The organism is Desulfosoma sp. (assembly GCF_052743555.1).
The window spans coordinates 89,545-115,966 of sequence record NZ_JBRAHS010000013.1; the positions used below are offsets into that span (position 1 = coordinate 89,545).

At 56.2% G+C, this 26,422-nt stretch carries 20 protein-coding genes and 1 pseudogene; 5 read left to right on the forward strand and 16 right to left on the reverse strand.

The window, feature by feature from the left end; translation table 11 throughout:
* Positions 1 to 19: 19 nt before the first annotated feature.
* Positions 20 to 1,282 (reverse strand): glycosyltransferase, encoded by a 1,263-nt coding sequence (locus ACUVSA_RS10105; protein ID WP_445892009.1) that lies wholly within the window; start codon positions 1,280 to 1,282, stop codon positions 20 to 22.
* Between the two features lie 311 nt (positions 1,283 to 1,593).
* Between ACUVSA_RS10105 and thiW the strand changes: the two genes are divergently transcribed.
* From thiW to ACUVSA_RS10125, 4 genes are read left to right on the forward strand one after another with little or no spacing between them, the layout of a single operon-like run.
* Positions 1,594 to 2,061, forward strand: coding sequence for an energy coupling factor transporter S component ThiW (gene thiW, locus ACUVSA_RS10110; protein WP_445894709.1), 468 nt, complete (start codon positions 1,594 to 1,596; stop codon positions 2,059 to 2,061).
* On the forward strand, positions 2,058 to 3,515 hold the full coding sequence (locus ACUVSA_RS10115; protein ID WP_445894710.1) for an ABC transporter ATP-binding protein: 1,458 nt from the start codon (positions 2,058 to 2,060) through the stop codon (positions 3,513 to 3,515). Before thiW ends, ACUVSA_RS10115 begins: the two co-directional genes overlap by 4 nt.
* A complete protein-coding gene (locus ACUVSA_RS10120; protein WP_445892006.1) occupies positions 3,512 to 4,219 on the forward strand; it encodes an energy-coupling factor transporter transmembrane component T family protein in 708 nt (235 codons plus the stop codon). The genes ACUVSA_RS10115 and ACUVSA_RS10120 overlap by 4 nt, the downstream gene beginning before the upstream one ends.
* On the forward strand, positions 4,216 to 4,782 hold the full coding sequence (locus tag ACUVSA_RS10125; protein ID WP_445894711.1) for a hypothetical protein: 567 nt from the start codon (positions 4,216 to 4,218) through the stop codon (positions 4,780 to 4,782). The genes ACUVSA_RS10120 and ACUVSA_RS10125 overlap by 4 nt, the downstream gene beginning before the upstream one ends.
* A gap of 8 nt (positions 4,783 to 4,790) precedes the next feature.
* Here ACUVSA_RS10125 and ACUVSA_RS10130 read toward each other — a convergent pair whose 3' ends face one another.
* The 3 genes from ACUVSA_RS10130 to ACUVSA_RS10140 all read right to left on the reverse strand — a co-directional run bounded on the left by ACUVSA_RS10130 (position 4,791) and on the right by ACUVSA_RS10140 (position 7,372).
* Positions 4,791 to 5,216 carry a hypothetical protein gene (locus ACUVSA_RS10130; protein WP_445892004.1) on the reverse strand — a complete coding sequence of 142 codons (426 nt, stop codon included), beginning with the start codon at positions 5,214 to 5,216 and terminating at the stop codon, positions 4,791 to 4,793.
* 9 nt (positions 5,217 to 5,225) lie between these two features.
* Complete coding sequence (gene larB / locus ACUVSA_RS10135) at positions 5,226 to 6,038, reverse strand: nickel pincer cofactor biosynthesis protein LarB (protein WP_445894712.1); 813 nt, start codon at positions 6,036 to 6,038, stop codon at positions 5,226 to 5,228.
* A 98-nt stretch (positions 6,039 to 6,136) separates the two neighbouring features.
* The gene (locus ACUVSA_RS10140) at positions 6,137 to 7,372 is read right to left on the reverse strand and encodes a 3-deoxy-D-manno-octulosonic acid transferase (RefSeq protein ID WP_445894713.1); all 1,236 of its coding nucleotides are present in this window, start codon (positions 7,370 to 7,372) and stop codon (positions 6,137 to 6,139) included.
* Between the two features lie 335 nt (positions 7,373 to 7,707).
* On the opposite strand from ACUVSA_RS10140, the gene asnS reads away from it, so the two are divergent.
* Positions 7,708 to 9,108, forward strand: coding sequence for an asparagine--tRNA ligase (gene asnS, locus ACUVSA_RS10145; RefSeq protein ID WP_445892001.1), 1,401 nt, complete (start codon positions 7,708 to 7,710; stop codon positions 9,106 to 9,108).
* A gap of 26 nt (positions 9,109 to 9,134) precedes the next feature.
* Here the strand turns inward: asnS and ACUVSA_RS10150 are convergent, their stop codons facing one another.
* The 12 genes and pseudogenes from ACUVSA_RS10150 to acsB all read right to left on the reverse strand — a co-directional run bounded on the left by ACUVSA_RS10150 (position 9,135) and on the right by acsB (position 26,241).
* Positions 9,135 to 9,356, reverse strand: coding sequence for a HypC/HybG/HupF family hydrogenase formation chaperone (locus ACUVSA_RS10150; RefSeq protein ID WP_445892000.1), 222 nt, complete (start codon positions 9,354 to 9,356; stop codon positions 9,135 to 9,137).
* 123 nt (positions 9,357 to 9,479) lie between these two features.
* The gene (locus ACUVSA_RS10155) at positions 9,480 to 9,890 is read right to left on the reverse strand and encodes a HyaD/HybD family hydrogenase maturation endopeptidase (protein WP_445894714.1); all 411 of its coding nucleotides are present in this window, start codon (positions 9,888 to 9,890) and stop codon (positions 9,480 to 9,482) included.
* Positions 9,891 to 9,970: 80 nt separating this feature from the next.
* Positions 9,971 to 11,611: pseudogene (locus ACUVSA_RS10160) on the reverse strand (nickel-dependent hydrogenase large subunit).
* Between the two features lie 57 nt (positions 11,612 to 11,668).
* Positions 11,669 to 12,622, reverse strand: coding sequence for a hydrogenase small subunit (locus ACUVSA_RS10165; protein WP_445894715.1), 954 nt, complete (start codon positions 12,620 to 12,622; stop codon positions 11,669 to 11,671).
* Between the two features lie 1,050 nt (positions 12,623 to 13,672).
* A complete protein-coding gene (locus tag ACUVSA_RS10170) occupies positions 13,673 to 14,155 on the reverse strand; it encodes a response regulator (protein ID WP_445894716.1) in 483 nt (160 codons plus the stop codon).
* A 233-nt stretch (positions 14,156 to 14,388) separates the two neighbouring features.
* Positions 14,389 to 15,819 carry a sigma-54-dependent transcriptional regulator gene (locus ACUVSA_RS10175; RefSeq protein ID WP_445894717.1) on the reverse strand — a complete coding sequence of 477 codons (1,431 nt, stop codon included), beginning with the start codon at positions 15,817 to 15,819 and terminating at the stop codon, positions 14,389 to 14,391.
* Positions 15,820 to 15,906: 87 nt separating this feature from the next.
* Positions 15,907 to 17,514: an ATP-binding protein gene (locus ACUVSA_RS10180; protein WP_445894718.1), complete on the reverse strand. Its 1,608-nt coding sequence runs from the start codon at positions 17,512 to 17,514 to the stop codon at positions 15,907 to 15,909.
* A gap of 263 nt (positions 17,515 to 17,777) precedes the next feature.
* Positions 17,778 to 18,731, reverse strand: a complete 954-nt coding sequence (locus ACUVSA_RS10185; protein WP_445894719.1) for an HpcH/HpaI aldolase/citrate lyase family protein — start codon at positions 18,729 to 18,731, stop codon at positions 17,778 to 17,780.
* Between the two features lie 12 nt (positions 18,732 to 18,743).
* Positions 18,744 to 21,485, reverse strand: a complete 2,742-nt coding sequence (gene ppdK, locus ACUVSA_RS10190; protein ID WP_445894720.1) for a pyruvate, phosphate dikinase — start codon at positions 21,483 to 21,485, stop codon at positions 18,744 to 18,746.
* Positions 21,486 to 21,603: 118 nt separating this feature from the next.
* Complete coding sequence (locus tag ACUVSA_RS10195; protein WP_445891991.1) at positions 21,604 to 22,485, reverse strand: dihydropteroate synthase; 882 nt, start codon at positions 22,483 to 22,485, stop codon at positions 21,604 to 21,606.
* 109 nt (positions 22,486 to 22,594) lie between these two features.
* Positions 22,595 to 23,947, reverse strand: a complete 1,353-nt coding sequence (acsC, locus tag ACUVSA_RS10200; protein WP_445891990.1) for an acetyl-CoA decarbonylase/synthase complex subunit gamma — start codon at positions 23,945 to 23,947, stop codon at positions 22,595 to 22,597.
* An 80-nt stretch (positions 23,948 to 24,027) separates the two neighbouring features.
* Complete coding sequence (acsB, locus tag ACUVSA_RS10205) at positions 24,028 to 26,241, reverse strand: acetyl-CoA decarbonylase/synthase complex subunit alpha/beta (RefSeq protein ID WP_445894721.1); 2,214 nt, start codon at positions 26,239 to 26,241, stop codon at positions 24,028 to 24,030.
* Between the last annotated feature and the right edge of the window lie 181 nt (positions 26,242 to 26,422).

Sequence of the window (26,422 nt, forward strand, 5' to 3'; positions counted from 1 at the left end):
GTTTTGCGCCGCCCCGTTTCTAGATTTCGATGCCGAAAAAGTTGGAAATCAAAAAGGCCAGACGCCTCCGCAAAACCGAATAGGAATAATGCCTCGTGGCCACGGCATAGTTGTGCTCCACCATGCGCTGACGTCGTTCAGGGGAATGCAGGATCTCCCGCACCTCCCGAACCACTCGATCCGACACGTAGCCGTCCATCACCACCACATCAAAGCCTTGAGGTTCAATATCCCGGACAAACACATCGTAGCGGTTGACCAGCAAAGGCTTACGAAAGTAGATGGCTTCCAAAAAAGCGTTGCCGAAGCCTTCATAGGTGCTGGGATAAGTGACAAAATCACAATGGGGATAAACATCCCAAAGGGAATAGCGCTTGCTCCCGTCCTCGTTCCACCCTCGCTTGTCGCTCACATGATGGGAGATGAGGCGCATGTCCACCGCATGGTCGGCAGCATAATCCCGCAGCCATTGATAGTAATCCAGACCTTCATCTCCCGCGGCGTGGGAAATGATGAGTTTGACGCGTGGATCCCCAAGGGCGTGCACTAGGTCAATGGCATGCTCGATCCCCTTGCGCTGCACCACTCGAGTCGGCTGCAAAAACAGAATATCATCCTCGCCAAAGCCCAATTCCAACCGAAAGCCCTTGGTAAATTCCCAGTCCACGGGCGGTTCATTTTCAAAGTCCAAGACATTGGGAATGACGATGGAAGAAATGCCCGTGCGCAGCGCCAAGGCTTCCTGAGCTATGGAATTGATGACCACGTGTTGAATGTTGGGAAGTTTGGGCGGAAAGGCCATCTGAAGATAATCCTGGATGGCGTTCACGGAAAAGCGCGTGCGCTCCCAATAAAAGTCATGGTGATGCGCCACGGTGGGAATGCCCGATTCGGCCGCCAGTTCCGTGATGGCCAATCCCAAAGGAATGTGCATGGGAATGGTGACGGCATTTTGCACGATGAGAATATCAATACGGTACTGGGCAATGAATTCATAGAGCTTGATCTTCAAATATTCCCTGAGGGCATGAATGCGGCCGGTGATGTACGGCGTACGCTTTTGAACACCGAAGACACGACGGTTGATCCACTGGTTTTCCTCATGATCGAAAAAAGCTTCAGGCACCAAAAAACTGACCTCAGGATGGCGATCCAAAACCCCCGCAAACCAATAGGACACATGTCGGTGATCCCAAAGCATCTGCGCCCATTTGGCGGCTTCCAAGGAAACACCGTCTGTTCCGGCAAATCTCGTGGACACAAAACCAATGTTCTTCCCCATACGCCAAGCTCCACGCACTCGGCGCCACGCCCTTGGTGAGCTCAAAAGCGCCATATTTCAAGCTCTTTGGCTTATACTTTCGAAAACACAGGAAGTACCATAGCCTTCACCCACCTCGCGTGTCAACCAGGCCGCTCCACATCATGGAGGCAATGCGCGTTGCTGATATCCCGGCGGTCACGGATGGTTCGTTGCGCTTTGACCGCGCCCATGCTATGAAAACGCGCAAGGCAAAGGCAAAAGCGCGGACGATGAAGGTGCGCATTGGGTTTTGGTGTGGAGTGCGGAGGAAAACCATGCAGACACGTCACGTGGCCAGAGCAATCCTTTTTGTGGCCCTGGCTGTGGCCATGTCTCCCATTTTCATTCCCGTAGGCATTGCCAAATGTTTCCCCGCGCAACACATGATCAACGTCATGAGCGCCGTTATGCTGGGCCCATGGTACGCGGTGGTGGTGGCCATCACCGCCGCTGTGCTTCGCAATCTTCTGGGCCTTGGCACAGTGCTGGCCTTTCCCGGTGGCATGATCGGAGCCCTGCTGGCCGGGCTCGCCTATAAAGCCACGAAAAATATGTACGCCGCCGCCCTTGGTGAAGTCGTGGGCACGGGTATCCTAGGCTCCCTGGTCAGTGTCTGGATTGTGGCTCCCGTCTTTATGGGCAAGACCATGCCCTTGATCACCCTCATGACCGCCTTCAGCGTCAGCACTCTTGGAGGCACCCTTCTTGGACTGGCCGCCTTGCATCTTCTGCGCAAGGGGGGCCTCTGGCAGCCGTGATTCACCTGAAAAATGTTGCGTATGCCTATCCGGATCGCCGGGCAAGGTCTTCGTGGGCCTTGGATCACATCAACCTGGATGTGCAAGCTGGTGAGTTTGTTGCTATTCTGGGACCCGGGGGGTCGGGAAAATCCACTCTAACCTACGTGCTCAACGGGCTGGCGCCCCACTTTTTCGGCGGACGCTTTGAAGGAAGGGGACATGTCTGCGGGCACCCCATTCCAGAAATGCCTCCGGCTGTCCTAAGCGAAAAGGTGGCAGTGGTGCTTCAAAACACAGATGCGTACCTTTTCTGCAGCAGCGTGGAGGCGGAGCTTCATTTTTCGCTGGAACGCTCCGTCACCCCACTGTCTTTATTTCCACGGGTCATCGACGAGGTTCTCTCCCTCCTGAGCATCGAACCTTTGAGGCATCGAGCTCCTCAGGATCTTTCCGGGGGAGAAAAGCAGTTGGCCGCCATCGCCTCGGCCCTGTGCCTGCAACCGCAATTGCTGGTGCTGGACGAACCCTTTGCCCATCTGGACGCTCCAAATAGGCGGCGGGTGCAAGGGGCCCTGGACGCCGTTCTCCGCTCGGGCACAAGCGTCATCGTGGCGGAACATGTGGTGGATGATTTCCTTTTCCGCGCCAACCGTTGCCTTGTCATGGAATCCGGCCGTCTTCGCTTTGATGGGGCACCCCAGCAAGCCCGTGCCCATCTGACGGATGTGGGCATTCTTCCTCGGTATACCAAAACCGCCCAAGACCGCGTTCATGGCAGCCGGCAGGATCTGGTGGAACTTTTGGAGGTGAGCTTTTATCGGGAAAATAGGGCGGTCCTGGACAAGGTGTCCTTTACGCTCAGCGCCGGAGAGCGGGTGGCCGTCACCGGCCCCAATGGCTCCGGAAAAACAACCCTTGTCAAGATCCTGGGCGGCCTACTCAAACCCCACGCAGGGTCGGCCCTGTGGTGCGGTCGACCCATTCACACCATGCCTCCTTCACTTCGAGCGCAGCGCATCGGGGTGAGCTTTCAAAACCCCAACGACCAATTCTTCAAAGTCCGCGTTGAGGACGAAGTGTGGGCTGGACCCAACTTTCTGGGGAAAAAAGGATTTCCTGTGGACCCTGCGTGGATGGCTGACACTCTGGAGCTCTTCGGCCTGACTTCGCTCAAGGATCACAGCCCATACCGACTCAGTGAAGGAGAAAAGAAGCGGGTCGCCTTGGCGTCTGTCCTTGCCCTGAAGCCTCAGGTGCTTGTTCTAGACGAACCTACAGCAGGGCAAGACGGTCGATTCCGCCAGGAACTGTCTGAATGGCTCAAGAGGCTGTCTTCGGACCGGCACATGACTATTGTGGTGGTCACCCATGACACGGATTTTGCCTACGCCACATGCCAACGCCGGCTGGTCCTGCAGGGGGGCCGACTCGTGGAAGATCGCTCCATGGACTGCGCAAGGGAAAATCCATGACGGGATTCCAGTCCATGACCACTGCCCGCGCGGCACGCCGCCTGGATCCAAGAGTGCGCCTTTTCTTGGGACTGCTGGCCGTCATGGTGGTGCTTCTGACAACAACCCGGCCGGTGCTCGTGGCCGAAAGCGTCCTTCTCGCCGTCGGGCTGTGCACTCCGCCCCAGAGAAAACGGCGCCTATCTCACTTCCATCTTGCCTGGCCCATGGTGAGTCTGGTTTTTATTATTGGGGCCCTGGCCTTTGATCTGCAGACGGCGGTGCATCTGGCCCTTCGGCTGGCCAATCTTTTCGCGGCCTCGGTCTTATTCTTTCACACGCTCCAAGCGGAAGAATTGGCCGCCGCGCTGCGCGCCATGAAGGTGCCCTATGCTTTGGTGTTCATCCTGATGACCTCTCTGCGCTATGTGCCTTTGCTCAGCCGCACTCTTCGACACATCCAAGACGCCCAGACCGCACGAGGCATCGACGTGCGCCTTCGGCTGCGCAACATGGGTCGGCTTTTGGCGCTGATCATGCCCCTGCTGGTTCAAGCCTTTATCCTAGCGGAAAACTTGGCCATGGCCATGGAATCCAGAGGGTTTGCCCGTAGCCCGAAAAGCGACGTTTCCATGGGCTCACTGTCCCTTCGCGACATTCTCTGGGCTGCGCTGGGGTTCGGCGTGGCTTTGGCTCTGTGGTTTTGGGAAAGGGTCCATGCATGAAGCCGGCAATGCCTTCCGCAGAGGAATGCCATGGGCGGTTCGTTTTGATCGTGGGCGACGTGAATCGCGGAAAAACCACATTCACGGCTCGACTGCTTCAGTCTTACACGCAAGCCTTTCCTGAACCCGTCGCCGTCGTGGATCTGGCACCCCGTGTCCCACACACCAGCCCTCATCCCGCATTTCGACCCGGCATCGGAGGGCGCTTGGTGCCTTTGGATTCCCACAGGGTTTCTTACTTTTTCACGGAACTTGCCGCACCCAGGCTTCAGGCCGTCACCGTGGAAGAGCGGTGGAAGCTTGCCAAGGAGAACGCGCAACACATTGAATCCCTCTTCGCTCAAGTGCTGAAGGCCAAGGTGCCCACCGTGTTCGTCAATGACGCCTCGCTCTATCTACAGGGGCGACCTGCGGAAAACTTATTGGCATGGTTGCATGGTTTTACCACACGCGTGGTGAATGGATACTACGGAGACACCTTGGGTGTGGATGCTTTTTCCCTTCAGGAACGCCGTCGCATGGAACAGCTCATGCGCCGCTGCGATGTGTTGGTGCGGTTGTGAGGGAAAGACTACTGGAAAGGAATCAGTCGGGTCACCTGAGCATTGACGCACCGGTAAATTTCTTCATCTGTACCATAAATATCCACGATGCAACGATGGTCGATGAGTTTTTCGATGATATACGCCGTGACATAGAGACTCACAAAATGGGGACGCGGCACAAGGTCTCGAATGTTGGCCACCTGGTACTGGACCTCAAACTCCTCCGCTGTAAGCAGGCTGGTCAGGCATCGATGGATTTGTTCCTCCAGTTCGTTTTTGCTGGTGGTTTCCACCAGTTTGTTTTCGATGAGTTTCATGGCGATGCGCCCGCTGAGGTCGTCCACGTTGTCCCGAAGCAGCTGCAGGGCGCGCACACGCTGCACCTCTTTGGCCTGATCCAGCCTCGAGATGACGGACATTTCCCGAACATTGGGTCGCCAATCGCGTGCCATACCTTCTCCTTATCCCGTTTCTGAACCTTCGGAACCTCCATGCCTGAAAGCGTTGGCCATATCGGCAATCATACTCGCGAGATAGCCGGCTCCGAAGCCGTTGTCGATGTTTACCACGGCCACTCCGGGAGCACAACTGTTTAACATGCCCAGCAAAGGAGCAAGGCCTTTGAAAGAAGCTCCGTAGCCGATGCTCGTGGGAACGGCGATCACAGGACGATGCACCAAACCGGCCACAACGCTGGGAAGCGCCCCTTCCATACCGGCCACCACCACATAGACCGCAGCTTTGGACAGTTCATCCAAAAGATGCAGCAGGCGATGAAGGCCCGCGACGCCCACATCGTAAAAACGCTGAACCTTTTGCCCCAAAACTTCCGCCGTTACCGCGGCCTCTTCCGCCACTGGAATGTCGGAAGAGCCCGCCGACAAGACTTGAACCGGAAGCCTTTCAGCAACCGTCCTTTCGAATATCGGCCCTTTCTTATACAGCACGCGCGCTCTGGGCTCATAGTGCACATTCGGCATGGCGGCGCAGATCTGCGCGGCTTTTTCTGCATGCACTCGAGTCACCAACAAAGGGGTCCCCGTGGCGTCCATGGCTTGCAAAATGTGAAGGATTTGCGAGGCGTCCTTGTCCTCTCCGTAGACCACTTCGGGATACCCCCGGCGCAATGTGCGATGATGGTCCACTCGGGCGAAATCCAAGTTCTCAAAAGGCAAACGCCGAAGAAAATCCAAAACCTCATGGAGATCGGTCGCCCCTTCTTTGTACGATTGCAACAGCTGAACAAGTCGTTCCATGGTCATGTCCGCGCCCATAGGGCCGTCCGTGGCAGAAAAGGCTTTTGGCATCGCCTGGTCAAAACAAAGGTGGCGCTTCGCCCCTTGAAGAGCCTCCCTTGGTTTTCAGACCCTGATCACGAAGCCCCTCGAGGGTCGGTCCGCCGCAGGAAGGGCAGAAGGCCCATCAGCTGCAGGTCGGCCGCGCCGCCAAGTTCTTCAAGGGCCTTGCGCGCCGCATCGCTTCTGGACTCACCAAAGGTTCCTGTGAAAAGAGCATCGCGCCAACGCACATAAAGTTCCTCGGCGCTTTGCACCATGATTCCCACACCGTGCCGCTGCAACACGCCATGTTCTTCCCACACCTTTTTCACATGCGGCCCATAGTAGACGGGCTTTCCCCAGACCACGGGTTCCAGGATGTTATGGCCTCCCACAGGGGCCAACGTGCCGCCGCAAAAGATGAGATCGCCTAGTCCGTAAAGTTCAAACAGGTGCCCGATACCGTCCACCACGAGGCAATCGCTTTGGCGGCGCCGCGGCCCGATTGAAGAAAGAGAAGACAGAAGGTCATAATTCACGCCATGATCCTGAAGCCATGCCACCATGGAAGCCACCCTGTCCAGGTGACGGGGAGCGAAAATCCCCACAAGACCAGGGAACTCCTGCTTCAGCTTGGCAAAAATTTCCAGGAGCGCTTGGCATTCCTGGGCCCGCAGGCTTCCTCCCACCAATACGGGAACTTCTTGAGGAAGTCCCAGGCGTTGGCGCCATGCCGCAACCAAAGAGGGGTCGGCACGCTGCTTTAATGTGTCGGACTTGGAAGAACCCGTCACGGTGATGCGCTGCGGCGAAACCCCAAGGCTCTCCAATCGGCGCTGATCCTCAGCCGACTTGACGCACGCCCATTGAATGGAAGGAAAAATATGGCCGAAGAGGAAAGAAAAACGCCGATAGCGCCGCCAAGACTTTTCGGAAACACGGCCATTGAGAAGCACCACGGGTATCCCGTGTTTTTTCAAACACCAATGCAGGACCGGCCAAAATTCGCTTTCCAAAGCCACAAAGACGTCGGGGCCAAGCCGCGATACGGTGCGCCACACGGCCCACGGAAGATCCACCGGGGCCTCAAAGACCTGAACATTTGCAGGCACGTGAGTCCGAGCAAAACGACAGCCCTGAGGCGTTCCCACAGAGAGAAACACTTGGGTTCGAGGATCCACGATGCGCAGGCGTTCCATGACACCGAGAGCTCCCGTGACTTCTCCCACCGATGCGGCATGAAACCAAACGCGGGGACCGTTCTGACGACTTATTGGCGCCTGCCCCCCAAAAAGACGGCGGCGCCAAAATGCCTTCTCACCCTCCCCCATGGGGATTCTCCTTGCCAGTTCAGACCCTTCCATTTTATGAGATATGTGATTTGCCGCGCGGCATTGCCCATGACCGCCCAAGGCTTCGGGGCACCGTTATCAAAATCTTGTAAGTGAGGCAACCACGGGGTGCTTGGCCATGGGGCTATGGAAGTGTCCCGCACGCGAGGCGCCATGCGCGCGGCCATGGCGACGCTTTAGGGGCCACAAGAACACTGGTGCAAAAGCCCTCTTTGCCCGTTTTTCTTCAAAAAGACGTGGGCTGTGAATTCGTTTGGCCCCTTCGGTGTCTAAATCCGTGGGCTTGATGCCAACCAAGGGAGGTTTCGGCACCCATGAACAAAGCCCTTCGCATTGCGCATATTTTAAGGAACGCCTCAGCGTTTCAAGGAAAAGACGTCGTGGTTCAGGGTTGGGTTCGAACGCGAAGAGATTCCAAAGCCGGCATCAGCTTCCTTGAAGTCAATGACGGCTCATGCCTCACCAATTTGCAGGTGATTTTGGAAAGGGATCGGCCGAATCTCGCCGCTGTGGTGGAACGGCTAACCACCGGATCCTCCGTGGAAGTCCACGGCACCCTGACGCCTTCCCCGGGCAAAGGGCAAAGCGTGGAATTGCTGGCTGGGAACATTTTCGTCTACGGATGGGCCGACCCCGCTCGTTATCCATTGCAGAAAAAGCGCCATAGCTTTGAATTTCTGCGAACCATCGCGCATCTGCGGCCGCGCACCAATACTCTAGGGGCCGTGGCCCGCCTTCGAAACCGCCTCAGCTACGCTCTGCACACCTTCTTTCAAGAAGAAGGTTTTTTCTATATTCATACACCCATCATCACCACCAGCGACTGTGAAGGTGCCGGAGATATCTTTCGCGTGACCACGTTGCATCCGGCGCAGCCACCGACCTCGAATCCGGAAGCTCTTTATGCGCAGGATTTTTTCCAAAAACCCACGTTCCTCACCGTCAGCGGCCAACTGCAAGCGGAAATCTATGCCTTGGCCCTCGGCAAAGTCTACACCTTCGGCCCCACCTTTCGGGCCGAAAATTCCAACACCAGCCGACATCTGGCGGAGTTTTGGATGGTGGAGCCGGAAATGGCCTTTGCCGACCTGCAGGACGACCTCGCCCTGGCCCAGCGGTGCCTCCAGTACGTGGTTTCAGACCTTTTGGAAAATTCGTGGGAAGACCTCCAGTTCTTTGAGCGATTCGTGGAACCGGGCCTCAACGAATCCTTGAAAGCCTTCAAGGAACAGCCCTTTGAAGTCATTTCATATACGGAAGCCGTGAATATTCTCAAGAAATGTAAGGAACCTTTCGCCTTTCCCGTGGCGTGGGGAGCCGATCTGCAGTCGGAACACGAACGATACTTGACGGAAAAGGCGTTCCAAAGGCCCGTGGCCGTCATCGACTTCCCTCGAGACCTAAAGCCCTTTTACATGAGGGTCAATGACGATGGAAAAACAGTGGCGGCCATGGATGTTCTGGTGCCGCGCGTGGGGGAAATCATCGGTGGATCGCAAAGGGAAGATCGGCGCGACATGCTCTTGGAGCAAATGCATCGCAAGGGAATATCCCCGGAAGCTTACGCCTGGTATCTGGAGCTGCGTGAGTACGGCTCAGCACCCCATAGCGGATTCGGCCTGGGGCTGGAACGCCTTGTCCAATTCGTCACCGGATTGGGAAATATTCGGGAAGTCATTCCTTTTCCGCGCACACCGGGCCATGCGGATTTCTAAAAAGAAAAAACGCGTCATCGGCGCCGTTACGCATGGGAGGCCAGTTCGCGAAGCAGGCGCAAGGATTCTTCCGCTTCGCGGGGATCGACCTTGTGCAGAGCAAAGCCTGCATGGACAATGACATAATCGCCCACGGACACCTCTTCGGGCAGCAGCGTCAAGGACGCCTTGCGCACCGCTCCCCCCACCTTCACGGTGGCCATTTCCTCATGAATCTCCATGATTTCCGCAGGAATCGCCAAACACATAATCCGTCGCCTCCTTGAACGGCTGCGGCGCTTTCGCCTTGAGCCTCCACGATCCACCGGCCTTTTGAATCTCTCCTAAGACCAGGGTTTCTAGCACCTTCATGTTGGCCGCCACAGGCGGGGTTAGGCTGGTGCCCCAGGGTTCAATGTCCAAGGTTCCATACCCACAATGACACAGGAAGGACGCCGACCAAGCACCTCCGCGTAGGCCAAGGTTTCCACCAGGTCCAGCTGATGGATGGAGTTTTTGAACGTAACCCTTTTAGACAAATCGTCCGCGGACATTCGTTGCACCGTTCCCGGCGCCGCACCCCTGTGCACGGCGTCGATCACAATCACGTGATCCGCCTCCAAGATGGGGTCCAGAAGCCGAAGCCCCAGAGTCCCCCCATCCATCACGTGCACGTTTTCGGAAAAATCATAAACGGCCTCAAGGCGGCGCACAAGATGTACACCGAGCCCTTCATCCTTCAAAAGCACATTGCCCACACCGAGCACTAAAATCTTTTGGGAGACCATGACGGTGGCGTCCATCCTCTTGGAACAGAAGAAGGGGATTCCGCCCTTGCGGGCGGAGTCCCCCTTTTGAACGGCATTCACTGCAGCGTCTTGTCCTAGATGACTTTGAACTTATACACCTGATTACTTTGGGGATCAATCACATGCACACCACAGGCGATACACGGGTCAAAAGAGTGCACCGTGCGAAGGATTTCCACCGGGCGCTTGGGGTCGGCCACCGGTGTGCCGATCAGGGCCTCCTCCACCGGGCCGGGCTTGTTTCCGGCACATCGCGGCTCCAAGTTCCAGGTGGAAGGCACCACCAGCTGATAGTTGGCGATCTTCTTGCCCTTAATTTCAATCCAATGCCCCAGGGCTCCGCGCGGCACATCGTTGAGGCCCATGCCCTGAGCGCTCTCCGGCATCTGGTAGGGCTCAAAGGTCTTGGTGTCACCCTTCTTCAGGTTCTCCACCAACTGCATGATCCAACCTTCCATGGCCTCACCGATAATCTTGGTTTCAATGGCTCGAGCCGCCGTTCGGCCCAAGGTGGAGAACAGAGCTTCCGCGGGAACACCCAACTGCTTAAGGACGCCGTCCACAGCTTTTTTCGTCGGCTCATGTCCCTTGCCGTAAGCCACGAGAACACGGGCCAGCGGGCCCACTTCCATGGGTTCGCCGTTGTAACGCGGCGCCTTCATCCAACTGTAGCGGTCCGCCGTATCCAGTTTGGTGAACTTGGGTTTGGTTTCGCCCCGAGCGGGGTTGAGGGCTCCGTCGCCTTCGTACCAGCTATGTTTGACGTGTTCCGTGATCTTGGCCGGATCCACAGCCTCCACTTTGGCCAGGTTGCGTTTGAAAATGGCCCCGCGCGGCAAAAAGAGGCTTTCGGGTTCCTTGGCACTTTGCGGAAATTCGCCGTAGCAGAGGAAGTTGGTGGTTCCGCCGATGGAACCCCAGTCCTTGTAGAAACCAGCCACCGCCAACAGGTCCGGAATGTAGACGTTGTTGACGAAGTCCACGGTTTCCTTCAACAAATACAGAAACTCGGAGACGCGGTCGGGGTTAAGGTCCGCAGCACAGCTCACCCCACCCACCACCAGGCTCTGCAAATGCGGGTTTTTGGCTCCAAAAACGGCGTGCATGCGGGCGGTGCGAGCCTGCTGACGAAGGGCTTCCAAATAATGGGCCGCAGCGATAAGGTTCACTTCCGGCGGCAGCTTATAGGCCGGATGGCCCCAATAGCCGTTGGCGAAAAGGCCCAACTGGCCGCTGTCCACGAATTTCTTTAATCGAGCCTGCACGGCCTTGAAGTCGCTGGGGCCGCTCTTGGGCGCGGGCGACACGTCGTTGGCTATCTTAGAGGCTTTGACGGGGTCGGCCTGAAGGGCGCTGACCACATCCACCCAGTCCAAGGCGTGAAGGTGATAGAAATGCACGATGTGATCGTGCAGGAACTGGGCTCCCATGAGCAGGTTTCGAATGAGTCGAGCATTGTCGGGAATGGTGACGCCCACGGCGTCATCCACGCACCGAATAGACGCCAAACCATGAACATAGGTGCACACGCCGCAGGCGCGCTGCGTGAAAAGCCACGCATCCCGAGGGTCACGTCCCTTGAGAATGATTTCTAAACCACGGAAGAGCGTGGAACTGCTTCACGCGTTGGTCACCTTTCCGTTGGCGACCTCGACTTCAATCCGCAGGTGTCCCTCAATGCGGGTGATGGGATCGACCACTATGCGCTCTGCCATCTTTCGTCTCTCCTTGAGGCGGGTTTTCTGGTTAAGGCCTGCGTTTTGACACGCTGGCTAAAGCTTTTCATAAAACGGCGACATAGCATCCCAGAAATTGGGTTCACTGCAGCCGATGCACGGGTGCCCAGCTTCCACCGGCCAGCTCGTGCCGTCATTGAACTTGACCAGAGGACAGTTGTTGAAGGTCTCAGGCCCTTTGCAACCCATCTCATAGAGGCAGTAGCCCATCAGGGCTTCCTTGGACCCCCATTCCTTGACAAATTCGCCGTTTTCAAAATGAAACCTTCGAGGACATTGATCGTGCACCGTCTTGCCATAGGCGAAAAGCGGCCGTTTGTTGGCGTCCAAATCCGGCAGTTTGCCAAAGAGCAGATAGTTCACAACGGTTCCAACGAAATTGATGGGGTTCGGAGGACATCCAGGAATGTTCACCACTGGAACCTTCAACACATCCGCCAACGCCTCAGAAACACTCTTTGCGCCCGTCGGATTGGGCGCCGCCGCCTGCACACCTCCAAAGGAAGAACAGCTGCCGATACACAAGACCGCCAACGCCTTGGGACACACTTCCTTGGCAATCTCCAGCATGGTCCTGCCGCCGATCATGCCATAGATGCCATTGTCGGCCGTGGGAATGGCGCCTTCCACGACACAGATGAATTTCCCCTCATATTTCTTGACCGTCTGATGGAGCACTTCTTCCACACTACGACCCGCAGCGGCCATGATGGTTTCATGATAGTCTACAGAAATGATTTCCAAAAGGAGCTCATCAATCCAGGGATATGTGCTCCGCAAGACGCCTTCCGTACAGCCAGTGCACTCCGCAGAATGCAGCCACACCACCGGCGGCCGTGGACCAGACGTCTGGGCCTCGGCAATCTTCGGCGCAAAAGACGGCGCCAAACCCATGGTCGCCGACACCATGGTGCAAAACTTCATGAAGTCGCGACGTGTGACACCCTTCGGCGGCAAGCCCTTCTGAAGCTTGCGTTCCTGTTCCGTCACAGACCTCTTGTTCCCATACAGTCTTCTTGATTCCTTCGAAGGTTCCACGCTTCGAAGAAGCCCTTGGGGCACACCCATACCCTGTCCCTTCGGCGTGCCCGAGATCCGTTTACCCCTCAACGGATCGCCCTGCCACACATCACAATCTTTTCAAGCGCCGCGCACAGGCCACATCCACTTGCGCACCATCGCGGAGTGCATCAGGCCCCTGAAGCTTTTCGCCTTCGGCCATACCACCCATGCCCAAAGGGCAGCCTATGATGCCCACCTAGTGCGATGGCGGCATTTCTAAACACCTTGCACCCTCCTCTTCATTTCCACTGAAAGCAGCACCGAAATGGCCTAAAGACCTGTTCTCGCATTTTCAACTGCTCTGCGCTTCAGCTTCTACAGAAAAGAGACGCTCCTCCACGGCATGCAGATAGTCGTTGGATGGGTTCACAGCATTTGAAAGATCGCGGCGTCAAGAATATGCTTTCTCAGTCGGCTGGAACGTCTTCCATATGCTTAATTATTCAAGTGGAAATCGCATAGCCGTCTCTGGCAAAATACACCTTGAGTATTCCGGGATTAAACTTCACGGCGTGTACAAAAAAAATAATCCATTTTCTTTTGACCGATTTTTTGACAAAGCGCGTTCCTCACTTACACCCCCTTGCACCTATTTTTCTCATTTTCCTTTCAGGCCGCGTTGCGTCGCCCCGTCTTAGATGACTGACTCGCCAACTCTGTAATGTAAGCTTATATAGCCATTAAAAATCAAGGCTTCAAGGGAAAAAACTCACAAACTCGGCAGCCAGTCTGAATGTTTCGAAAAGGAGCGCAAACAAAAGGCCGCAGGGCACATGCCCTGCGGCCTTTTAAGGGAAAAGGGGCTCTTGGAAGCTTTATCGGGAATGAGAAATGGCCTCTGTCAGAGAGCGCTGGGTCGAAATCCGTCGCATCCGCATGAAGGGTCGCTGTCGCTGTAAGCTCGTGAACATGCCAAAAAGCCGAAAACCACGGGGGCTCGCTGAGTGAGATCGACGTTGAGCTGCACCAGTCGTTGGATTAAAGAACCCCTTCCCTGAGAATGGGGGCCGGTGTCTGGTCCAAAGTGTTGGAAATGCCGCGCATGAGCGCTTGAGAACGAACCGCAGAAGTCAAGGATTCCAAAATCCGCTCGAAGTCCAACAGGTCAAAGGGTTTCTTGAGAAAAACATCCGCCACGGGAACCACATCGCGAGAAATCCACTCGAGATCGTAGAAAGAGATGAGAACCGTTCGAAGATTCGCCTGCGCGTTTTTCAGTTCCGCCACAAGCCGCGCCCCGTTGCCGTCCCTGAGATGATATTCCACCACACACACGCTGTAGCGAAAGGCCTCTGCCAGACGCCGCGCTTGGTCACACGTGCTGCAGCTGTCAAAGGAATACCCGGCCCTTTTCACGCCATTTTCCAAAGAACGCCTGAATGGGGCATCGCTTTCCACAAGGAGGATTCGCCCACTCGAAAAGAGATTCCGCTGCATACCGCCTCCATTCGACATATTCATTTAGCAAGTCGCGTACCATCTATGGCGATTTTCTCCCAACGGGCTTATTCCCCACTTTCTAGACCTCGCCTCAAACTGGCCGGGAAACGCACGCTGGCGAGCATGTGAAGAATTTTCTTCACCTTAGCCGCCGATCCCCGGCCAGGGTCGCTCAAACCTCAGCACTTCGCTGGCTTGCCGTCTTCCCAAGCCCATGCACAATAGTCTGCACTGTAAGGGCAATGAAGAATATTCTACGATGTCTCGCCCAGCTTTTTGGCACGGGGTGGGGTTTCCATGCCGAATTTTTTCATGCGGTAGATGAGCACATGCCGTGGAATTCTCAAAAATCGGGCCGCCTTGGACTTGTTTCTTCCGCATCTTTCCATGACTTCTTGAATGATGTTCCGCTCCAGCTCTTCCAAGGACATACCTCCTTCGGGCATGTTTTCCCAGACCAGAAAACCTGCATGGGAGGATACGGCCATAGCGGGACTTCGGCCGGCGGCGGAGGGCAAAAAGTGGAAGTGTTTTTTGAGGATCAGGTCATCGTCTTCCAGAAGCACAATGCGTTCGATAGTGTTCTTGAGTTCTCGAACGTTTCCCGGCCAATCGTGGGCCAAAAGAATGTGCTGGGCCTCTTCGCTGATGTCTCGAAACTTTTTTCTGTACTTGTCGTTGAACTGCTCGAGGAAAAATCGTGCCAGTGGCAGAATGTCTTCGCGGCGTTGGCGAAGGGCTGGCAGTACAATCTGGATCGTCGCCAGTCGAAAAAAGAGGTCTTTGCGAAAAAGGCCTTCTTCACAGGCCTGCCACAGATCCCGATTGCATGCCGCCACCACGCGGATGTCCACCTTTTTTTTCCGCGTGGAACCCAGAGGATAGAATTCGTGTTCTTCCAAGACACGTAGCAGCTTGGCCTGCACTTCCGGAGGCAGATCAATGACTTCATCGAGAAAGAGCGTGCCGCCGTCGGCGGCTTCCAACAGACCCTTTTTCCCTTCCACCCGCGCTCCGGTAAAGGCCCCTTTTTCGTACCCGAACAATTCGCTCTCGATGATTTCCGGGGTAAAAACCGCGCAGTTGAGTGCCACAAAGGGATAGGAGGCTCGAGGACTTGCGGCGTGAATGAGCCGCGCAAACAGTTCCTTGCCCACCCCGCTTTCGCCTTGCAAAAGCACGCCGGCGTCGGGACTTTGGGCACTGCGGATGGCCAGCTCTTGAGCTTCCAGGAACGCCGGACTGCTTCCCACAAGGGTGCGGCCCTGGTGCAGCCGCAGCATCTCCTGGCGCAACCGCTCCACCTCATGCCTCAAACTCGCATATTCCAAAGCCTGCTTGATCGTGACCTCAAACTCTTCCAAATCCACCGGCTTGACCAGATAGTCAAAGGCGCCCTTTTTCATGGCCTGGACCACGTCCCGCACCTGCTCATAAGCCGTCACCATGATCACCGTCGGGGATGGTTTCGTTTCTTTAAGCTGGGGCAGGAGGTCAAGACCACTACGGTCAGGCAATCCAATATCCAAAAGAACCAGATCCGGTTCCAGTTCTTGGGTCAAGCGCAGGCCCTCATCGGCGGTTTCCGCTTCGTGGACCGTGTAGCCCTTGCCCAAGAACCGCGCAATGGCGCCTCGAAATCCGGTTTCGTCATCGATAATGAGAATCTTCGGTGCCGTTCGCATAGGGTCGTGTTCCACCTCGTTCGCTCACCACTGGCACAGGGCACGGAAAAGGGACTCGCCACAGGGACGCTTCGTGGGCAACGCAGCTCAGTTGATAGTCTCCTCCACAGGCGGCCTATCGTTTTTTTTCATCATGGGAAACACCACACGGAACACGCTTCCTTGACCCACCTGAGACTCCACCTCCATGTGGGCCCCATGACGTTCCAGTATTCTTCGGCAAATGCTCAACCCCAAACCCGTTCCTTCGGCTTTGCGCGTAAAAAAGGGATCAAAGATTCGGCCTTCATCCTCCGGCAAGATCCCTTCCCCGGTATCTTTCACGCTGAGCACCACACGCCCGGCCGCCGGCTCCACCCGCGTCTGGACCTCCATTCGCCCTCCCTGCGGCATGGCTTCCACCGCATTGATCATGAGATTCATGACCACCTGGCCGATTTGGTCCGAATCCATTATGATTTCTGGCATGGACGGGTCCAGGCTCAAGGTGAGATCGATCTTGGCCTTGCGAATGTGCACCTTGGACAGGTTATGGCAGTAGCGCACAATGTCGTTGAGGTTTGAAGGAAGGAACTGGGGTTCCCGGGGCTTGGCAAAATTGAGGACTTCCCGAACGATGTTGTCGATCTTGCGCACTTCCTGAATCAAATCGGCAAGCATTTGCGACTGATTTTCATTCAAAGGCACTTCACGCTGAAGCATCTGGGCGTTGAAGTTGATGGTCGCCAAGGGGTTTCGAATTTCGTGGGCGATCCCTGCCGCCAGAGTCCCAAGGGATTGCAGCCTTTCTGTCTGTTGGATGCGCTGCTCGAGTTTTCGCGCCTCTGTCTCATCCTTTTCGTAATAGACAATGCGGTCCAGCTGCGAGGACAGATTGAGCACAGGAAAGGCGTAGAAGCGGTAAAAGCCACCCCAGCGCGGATGGGGACCTTCTTTGTGCACCGGCCTGCGGCTCATCAGGCATTGACGAATGGGACACCCTCCAGGCGGCTCCTCCGTCTGATAGAGCACTTCCCAGTACTTTCGCCCTAGTAAACCTTCTCTCATGCCGTAGGTTTTTTCCGTGGTTCGATTGACGCGCAAAATGCGCCCGGAGGACTCCAATAAAAAGATGCTGTGCTGAATGGCGTCAAAGCTGATTTCCAGCTCCGTCTTCGCCCGTTCCACGGATTCGAAAAGTTGGGCGTTTTCGATGGCCACGCCGATCTGTTGCCCGAGAGTGGTCAAGAATTCCCGGCGGTCATGGTGAATCTGCAGCGCGCCATGGTTGGCCACATACAAGAGTCCCAAAATGCCTTTTTGGGTGAAGAGGGCAATGCGAATGATCTCCTGAATATCCTCCGCCGCCATTCGATCCCTTAAGGCCGGAAAGAAGAGCTGCTCCCTCTTAAGCCAGGCCACTGGATTCTTGAGGCGTCCTGGGCCGATCCAGTCATCGCTTACGTGGAAAGAGCGAATCTTCTGGATTAGGGTGGATGAAAAACCGTGCTGGGCGGCCAGGACCATGGTCCAGCGGCCGTGCGCATCGGGTTTCAGAAGGTAAATGGCCCCCATTTTGAGTCGCAGGGTGCGAAGAATGGCCAGCAACGACTGCTGAAGGACGTCTTCGAGGCGGGGCGAACTGTGAATGGCGGAAGAAATGTCAAAAAGAATTTGCAGTTCATTGTTCTGTCGAACAATTTGTTCCTTCAGCACGGCTGGTGCCTCAACTGCCAGACCCTGCGTTTTTGATGGGGGCTGAGGTGCCGTCGGCTTCGGCGACATAACCCTGTGCATGGTTCCTCGAGACATTCCATCCCTTTTGGGGTTCAACGTCTTCCTGGAGGGGGCATGGAGAGGGGAACGTCGCGGAGCGTACGCGCAAGGGTCGTCAAAAAAGCGGATAAGGAAAATCCATCTTCGGGCGTCTAAGCGCCTCCCTCAAGGCCTTTTTGCTGCTCAAGACCGGATCGGGTTCATCAGGTACGGTTTCGGTCTCGGCGCGCCGTTTCCGCCACCTTGACCGTCACCTGCGCGAGGCGAACGGAAGCGGCATCCACCATTCTACCATCCACGGCCACAGATCCCTCACCTCGAGCCCTTGCCGCCTCATAAGCGGCCACGATCCTTAAACTGCGGGCCACATCATCGTCTGTGGGCGTAAAGACCTTATTGATGACGTCCAGTTGATCCGGATGAATGGCCCATTTGCCGTCATAACCCAAAGCACGGCTCATGGCGCAGGAACGAGCTAACCCTTGGACGTCGCGAAAGTCGCCGAAGGGAGCGTCCACGGCGGCCAGGCCTGCCGCTTTGGCCGCCATGGCCATTCGGCTCAGAGGGAAAAGCCATCGCAGGCGGGTCGCCTCCGGCTCTTCGGCATCCCCATGGCCGCTGATGCCGCCGCTGGGCATGCCCAAGGAAGCGCCATAGTCGGCGATGCCGAAAACCAGCGCTTCCAACCGAGGCGAACTGGCGGCGATCTCGCCCACGCGAAGCATACCCTGGGCTGTCTCAATGGACGCTTCCAGGCCGATTTTCTTCGTCAAACCGAAGCGCATCTCCATTTGGGTCAGCCAATAGTCGATGGCCTTGATTTCCGAGGGATCGTTGACCTTGGGCACTACAATGACATCCAGCCGAGAGCCCGCCTTTTCCACCACATCCACTAAATCTCTGTAGGCAAAAGGTGTGCCCATGTCATTGATGCGATAGGCACGCACACGACCATTCCACCCGGAAGCCGTAAGCGCCTCCACCACGGCGTGACGAGCCTTTTCCTTTTCATCCACTGGGACGCTGTCTTCCAGATCCAGCATGATGACATCTGCTGGAAGACTCAGGGCTTTTCGAACCATCTTTTCTCGGTTGGCAGGAACTGAAAGGACAGACCGGCGCAGTCGAATGGGGCGCTCCATGGGCCATGACCTCATGATGCACAACAGCTATTGTTCTCGAATGGCCGCGTGTGCCGCCGCCAAACGAGCGATAGGCACGCGAAACGGAGAACAACTGACGTAGTTCAAGCCGATCCGGTGGCAAAACTCCACCGAAGACGGTTCCCCTCCGTGTTCCCCGCAAATGCCCACCTTTAAGTCCGGGCGTGTGGCCCGGCCTTTCTCTACTCCCATCTTCATGAGTTGGCCGACGCCTTCCTGATCGATCCGTTCAAAGGGATCAAACTCCCAGATTTTCTTTTCCAGATAATCGTGAAGGAACTTGGCGGCATCATCGCGGCTGATGCCGTAAACAGTCTGGGTAAGGTCATTGGTGCCAAAGGAGAAGAACATGGCTTCCTTGGCAATCGCATCGGCCGTGACGGCGCCTCGAGGCACCTCGATCATGGTTCCAACCACGTAGTCTACCTCAATGCCATAATGGTCCATGACCTGACGGGCCACCTCGTCCACCACGCATTTCTGATGGGATAGCTCCGCCACATGTCCCACGAGAGGGATCATGATCTCCGGATGCACGTCAATGCCTTCTTTCTTCACTTCACAGGCCGCTTCCAGAATCGCCCTCGCCTGCATGGCCGTGATTTCGGGGTAAACGATTCCCAACCGACACCCTCGATGCCCCAACATGGGATTGGCTTCGTGAAGGGCTTGAATCTTCGCCCGCACGCGCTCCTCCGGAACCCCCATTTGGGCCGCGACCTTTTGAATGTCCGCCTCTTCCGAGGGCAAAAATTCATGCAGCGGTGGATCCAGCGTTCGAATGGTCACGGGCAATCCCTTCATGACCCGAAAGATGCCCTTAAAATCTTCCCGTTGCATGGGCAAGAGTTTGGCCAAAGCCTTTTCCCGACCTTCTTGCGTTTCCGCAAGAATCATCTCGCGCACGGTATGTATGCGCTCACCTTCGAAAAACATGTGTTCCGTGCGGCAGAGCCCGATGCCTTCCGCTCCAAAAAGAAGGGCCGTTTGGGCCTGATCGGGCTGGTCGGCATTGGTGCGCACGCCCAAGCGCCTGTGGGCGTCCGCCCACTGCATCAGTTCCATGTAGTCCTGAAAAATCGTGGACTCCTCCGGCTTGAGCGTCTTTTCCAGCAGCACCTGAATGACTTCAGAGGGTCGAGTGGGAATTTGCCCGAGAAAAACTTCGCCGGTGGAGCCGTCCACGGAAATCCAGTCGCCTTCTTTGACCACACGACCGTCAACGGTCATTCGGCGAAGCTTGTAATCGATCTCCAAATCGCCACATCCCACAACGCACACTTTCCCCATTTGGCGGGCCACCAGGGCCGCATGGGATGTCATGCCGCCGCGGGATGTGAGGATGCCTTGAGCCGCGTGCATGCCGCGAATATCGTCCGGGGATGTTTCCAAGCGCACCAGAATCACCTTCTCACCGCGTTCGGCCCATTTTTCAGCATCCACAGCGTTAAAAACCACGCGGCCGCTGGCGGCTCCGGGTCCGGCGTTCAATCCTTTGGCCAGAAAAGCCTTGGAGGCCACGGCCTTTTGTTTCGCTTGTGCATCAAAGATGGGGCGCAGCAGCTGGTTCAATTGATTGGGTTCCACGCGCAATAGGGCCTCTTTCGGAGTCAAAATGCCTTCGCGAACCATGTCCACGGCGATCTTTAATGCGGCAAAGCCCGTGCGCTTTCCCGTGCGGGTTTGGAGCATCCACAGTTTTCGGCGCTGAATGGTGAATTCGATGTCCTGCATGTCGCGATAATGCCGATCGAGAATCTTTCGAATCCGCTCCAATTCGGCATAGGCCTCCGGCATGGCTTCCTCTAAGGACACCATCTGCGGGTCCGTCTTTTGCCGAATGTTGATGGGCTGAGGGGTTCGAAGACCAGCAACCACGTCTTCCCCTTGAGCATTCACCAAGTATTCGCCGTAGAGGACATTCTCTCCTGTGGCCGGATTCCGGGTGAAAGCCACGCCCGTGGCGCAATCGTCGCCCATGTTGCCAAAGACCATGGACTGTACGTTGACCGCCGTGCCCATATCGTCTGGAATTTCATGGATCTGCCGATAGGCGATGGCCCGTGGATTGTCCCAGGAGCCAAAGACCGCCCCGATGGCCCCCCAAAGCTGCGCCTTGGGATCCTGTGGAAAATCTTTGCCCGTTCTTTGACGAACAAGCGCCTTGTAGCGCTCGCACAGCTCCATGAGGTCCTCAGCGCTCAGTTGGTTGTCATACTGAACGCCACGGGACTTTTTCAGTTCGTCGATGATTTCCTCAAAGGGATCGATGCCATCGACACTTTCGGCCTTCAACCCCAGAACCACATCGCCGTACATACTCAGAAATCGTCGGTAGCAATCGTAGGCAAAACGAGGATCATTGGTTTCCCGAGCCAAACCTTGGACCGTTTCATCATTGAGACCCAGATTCAGCACGGTATCCATCATGCCAGGCATACTGACGGCTGCTCCCGACCGCACCGACACGAGCAGGGGTTTTTCTTTATCCCCGAAGCGCCGTCCCATAATGTTTTCCAAACGTCTTAACGCCTCTTCCACTTCCTGCTTCAATTGGGGTGGATAAACACCCTTGTTTTGATAGAAATAGGTACAGACTTCGGTGGAAATAGTGAATCCTGGCGGCACGGGAATGCCCAAGTTGGTCATTTCCGCCAAGTTAGCCCCCTTGCCCCCCAGAAGATGTTTCATGGCGGCGCTGCCGTCGGCTTTCCCTTCCCCGAAGAAATAGACATAACGCTTGCCCATAGAGTCTGCTTCCCTCCTTCTTTTTTCGGCAACCGGCCAAAGACACAAACACCCCACCTCGCAGAGATGGGGTTTTTGTGTCAAAAAGAAACGTGGAACAGGCGAGGTCCGGTGCGTATTACACCTCAAGCCATGAGTCGGAATAGAGAGTGTGTCCAAGAATAACGCGAGCTGTCTTGACGAAGTCTTTTTCTTCCTTGCTCAAAGATGCCATGTCAATTTCTTCGCCGTCCTCCACTTTGGCCACCAGAGCTTCCAGTTCGGGCCTCTGGCCGCGGGCAATCTTGTGCAGCTCGGTGTCAAAGGTGTCAACGATGGCCGATCTCATGCCCCAGCGCTTCCACAAAATCAGCATCACCTGGTTCAGAATGGGCCGCAGATTCTCCGGCGCTCCGTTGGACACGTTGGAAAGGCCGATCGTGCTGTTGCACCCCGGCGCCATGTCCGGAAACATCTTCATGAAATTCAAGCCGCTCATGATCTGGTTCTGCTGCACATTCACCGGCGTCTGAATGGGGTCGATGTAGATCCTCTCAGCCGGAATCCCCATTTCGGTGGCACGGAAGAGGATTTCCGCGCACAATACGCCCCGTTCGTTCTCATCCCGAGGCATACCTTCCGGTCCCCAGAGAAGGCCGATGAATTCCGCATCGTATTCTTTGGCCAAGGGGAGCAGGGCGTCCATTCGCTCAGGGCGCACCATGATGGAGTTGATCATGGCCCGGCCCTTCTTATGGGCCTTGAGTCCCGCTTCGATGGCTTTGATATTGGAAGTGTCCAGAGCCAGAGGCAGGTCGACCACCTCATGGATCACGGGCACAAGCCAAGACATCAGTTCTTCGCCGGTCTTGCCCGCGGGGCCGATATTGAGGTCAATGTAGTCCATGCCGGCCTGCGCCTCTTGGACCGCCAATTCCTGCAGGGTCTTGGCGTCACGCTCCTTGAGCGCCTTGCCGTACTTTTTGCTCATGATATTTAGATTTTCGCCGATAAGCTTCATGGAATGGCACCCTCCTTGTGCGTTTGCATTGGCGCCGTGATGCTCGCGATGCTCCGCACTTGTCGGCCCCATCCCTTCACCGACAGGTGCGGCCCACCCTTCCGAAGATTTATTGCGGCTTGAACTCTTTGAGGAACTTGGAAATATGGCTCGCTTCCCGCGGACCCACGACCACGTTCCAGCCCGGAATCTCCTCTTCCAGTTCCCCGCTGATGGCCGCGGCATAGCCAGGAATCACGATGGACTTGTGTTTCACCTTATCCATGATACCGCATTTTCGGACGAAAGTGCCCACGGATTCGCCGTTGAACTTCCCGGCGGCCCAGGCGGTCATCACCGAAAGGCCTTCCGTGTCTTGCACCAGCAGCCAGGACGGCACGCGGCTGGATTCAATTTCGCCGCTCACGATGAAGTAGGTGAGGGAAAAGTTGCAGGTGACCAGAACCGGAGAATTTTCGTCCGGATTGTTGATGGGGTAAATCCCCTGTTCTGCAGTCATGGGCCGCTGCGGGTCGGTGTAAATGTTCAGCCGTTCCAGCAGCAGAGGAAAGTGCACTTCCGGCTTGACATCGCTCATGACGATAAAAGCCGCATACTTGGCCACAAAGGTGGCGGCCACGATGGCCTCGTTCAGAAGATCGTCGGCCATTTCGTTGGCAAAAATGATAGTGGGGTAGCCAAGAGGCCGAAAACGGTTTTTGACGGCTGCCCGCCGAATCTGAATCTGCTCTTCAAAGGCCTTCTTGAGGTCCCTCGTACCCGTATCGATCACGATGTCCTTGAGGCCCATGGCCGCCAGCTTTTCGGTGACCGCAATGACACTGTCCAGGGTTCCATCGCCCTTAACCGCCAAAGGACATCCCGTCTCTTTGGCCACGGCCCCCAGAGCCTCGGCGGTGTCCGCCGTTGCGGCGTACAAAAGCGGTTTCTTGTCCTTAAGTTCGGCCGCGGCCGCCTTTAAGACATCCACCTTGTCTGAGATCAAAATCAATGCCGCGCCGGTTCCGTCCGCGATCTTCTTGGCAAGCGCCGTAAAGGCCCCAGCGTTCCCCGTGGCGTCTTTGACGGCAAACATTTCCGGGCGCAGATTCAAGCCCACACGTTCGAACTGGCATGCCTTGAATCGGGCCATCTTGCCGTCCACGGACGCAGCATCCTCCGCCGTCGTCACCAGGGTGGCCAGCCCCGGAGGATTGACGAATGTCTTTTCATGGCGAAAGAGCACGGTTTCACCGCCAACCTTGACGGCATACTCGCCGGTTCCCACGGTCAAAGGCCGCACCGGCGGCGCGGAATCGGCAGCCAATTTTTCCTTTGCCGCCTCAGAAACGTGGGGACATGCATCCAACTCGGCCTTGCCCGCCGCCAGGTTCATGGCAAAGGCCAAGCACGTGGGAACGCCGCAGTCCCCACAGTTGGTTTTGGGAAGAAGCTTGAAGATTTCAATTCCTGTCAGGCCCATGTGTTTTTCTCCTCATCGCCTCACACATTAACAATACGCAAAGAGGCTGAGGGCGTCTCGCGCCGCCCTCAGCCCATTCTTTAGCCCAGAATCGGTTCCATGCTCAGCGCCGGATGGCCCACTTCCTGAAGGAACGGCAGGATTTCATCTTCGGTGACACCTTGCTCTTCGGTGGCGATCATGTCGATGAAATTGGGAATGCCGATCTCTTCACCGCGTTTGATCAACCGTTCGCGGATTTCCTCCTTGAGCATCTTAGGCATCCACACCAGACGCTTGATGCCGCCGTCTCCAGCGATGAATTTCCGCTGCGTGATATTATACTTGCTGTGCCCCACAAAGCCCGGCGTGACGGTGCCGCCGCCGATGGTGCCGGCCAGGGTCGTAAACTTCATACCGCAGGGAGTCATGCCGGGGTAATCCCGGTTGACAGTCATGACGCCGTTACAGATGGGAAGGACCGCAGCGATGCATTCACAGCATCCGCAGGTCGTCATGGGATCATAGACAACGCTGTAGAAATTGTAGCTGGAGACGGCACCACGCGAAGCCCTTTCCACAAATTCATTCACCCCCTTCCAATTGCCGTACCGCTCATCCAGGGTTTCCCCTTTGGCGATGGGCTGGTTCGGCCCCGTAGGGTTGATTTCATAAGACGCCTTGCAATCCAGCCAGTTATAGGCTCCGCAAAGCCCCGTGCGCTCCGGGCTGATGACGCACACATGGGTGGGAGCAAAAGACTGACACAAGGTGCATGAATAATAGATTTCCGTGGTTTCGTCGGTCATGCCTTCAATGCGCTCGTCGCGGGTGCGATACATCTGCTGCGCTACATGAAGGAGCTCCTTGACCTTGTCTTCCTCTGTGTAAATTTTGACCTGGCATTTGTCAAAAATGGCCCCAAAATCCTGATGGAACTTGGCATGCAGAATCTTTCCGATGTGCTCCAAGGTAAAGCCTTTTTCCACCGCTGCCTTGCCGATGCGGTACCAGGCGATGTCGCGCTGCCCGATGTGCATGACGCCCTGAGCATAATTGATCAGGTGGTGGATCTGGCGCTCTAAGATAGGCTCATAGTCTTCCTGCATCTTTCGGCCCGCCACCTCCACAACCACTCCCAAAGGCAGGCGACCTCCAGGCTGCACGTCCTTGATGTCCGGACCGATCACTTCCACCTTGCCGTCTTCCACGGCATCCATCTCGGCAATACGCACCAGCTCGAAACACGGCGTCTTGCCACCACCACACTCGAGATAGACGTCATCTTTTCGAACACGCTCCCCTTCAAAGGCCGGCCCGTAGGAAACCGGCACGGGAACTTCCGTAATGGTGACCTTCAAGCCGCGCACCTCAATGGACTTGGCGCAGATGTTGCTGTGCGGCACGCTGGACACCACATGCTCGTAGGTACAAATACCCGTGGGCAGAATCTCCGGAATGTCGGTGTCCGCAATGGTCGGAAATCCCCAGTTGATGGCGCCGGCGGCGTTGGCCGCCCATTCGGCGTTCACTTCACCCAGAGCATTGACGAAGGCGAAGATTCGGTCCTTGTTATACAGAAGGATCTTTCGGTAGTCGCCGGGCTGCACACCGCCAAAGGCCATGGCCGCGCGGTTGGCAAAACCCAACGCGAACACGGCTGCGGAAATGTCCGGACCAAAGGGGACAAGACGTGTGGACCATCCAATCTGCACCCCCGCGTCCAGGAGCTGCTGGGTAAAGGTGGTACCGGCTTGGTTGGCGCACATAAACACATAGAGATTTTTTCTCTGGTACTCCTCGGCGATCATCTTCGCCGTTTCAGGATCGGGTGCCGCGCCGACAATGGCCGCAAAACCCGGAGCGCTGCCGTCCACGAACTCGATGCCGCGTTTGCGCATGATGGTATCGTCGGCCGCGCCCACCCACAGCTTTCCGGCTTCCACATCCGGATCTTCCACCGGCTGATAGAAGTCTGGATCCTCAACGTAACGAATGGCTTCGAAAATCTCCTCGGCCAAAATCGCCGCCATACCTGCATCCAGAGTGCCCCCCAGATAAGGGGTGTGAATCCTGCCCTTGATGTGGGGAGGCAAAAGCTTCTTGCATCGTTCCAACACCGGCTCGGCATCCGCCAATTTTTCCACCTTGATCCCAAGAATGGAGTAAATGATGGGTAAATAATAGGCGGTGTTGGGAAATTCCAAGGGCTGATTCGGGCCGTATTTGTCCATGGCCTCCTTGAACTTGCCCTCAACCTTAGACACGATGTTGTACGCACCTTGAATGGCCGCAAAGGCAACCAACCGAGACATAACCAACTCCTCTTCTTAAGGACGCTATCGTCGTTTCAAAGCCGAAACGTTCCGGCTTCTCGCCGGATCTTCTGCGCTCGAAAACCGCCGGCTTTCCCAGAGCAGGCCGGCGGTCAAACACCCCATTAGTCCAAGGCGCGGCGGTCGGCCATATCGAAGAGTTTGCGTTCCCTCGGGCCCA